We start from the raw sequence: 396 nt of genomic DNA on the forward strand, positions 1-396 counted from the left end.
GCTTCGAGGAGCAGCTTGGCACCCGCTGGGTGGTGTGGATCGGCGGCCTTGCGCTCGCGCTCGGCGGCTTCTTCATGGTGCGCTATTCGATCGAGGCCGGCCTCCTCGGCCCCGGCGTACGCGTGTTTCTGGGCGGCCTGTTCGCAGCTGCGCTGCTCGGGGCCGGCGAATGGTCGCGGCGCAAGGAGAGCATTTCCAACATCCAGGCGCTGCCGATCGCCAACATTCCCGCGATTCTCACCGCGGCCGGTACGGCGGTGGCATTCGCGACCATCTATGCCGCCTATGCGCTCTACGGCTTCCTTGTGCCTGCCACCGCCTTCGTGCTGCTCGGCATCGTCGCAATGTGCACGCTCGCCGCCGCGCTGCTGCACGGGCCGGCGCTCGCCGGCCTCG

At 69.2% G+C, this 396-nt stretch carries 1 protein-coding gene; it reads left to right on the forward strand.

Annotated features, from left to right (window positions below):
* Positions 1-396 (forward strand): DUF2339 domain-containing protein (locus tag MOV75_RS42075; protein WP_247008778.1); only part of this gene is annotated, 396 nt, incomplete at both ends.

The organism is Bradyrhizobium sp. PRIMUS42, from assembly GCF_023006515.1.
GTDB lineage: Bacteria > Pseudomonadota > Alphaproteobacteria > Rhizobiales > Xanthobacteraceae > Bradyrhizobium.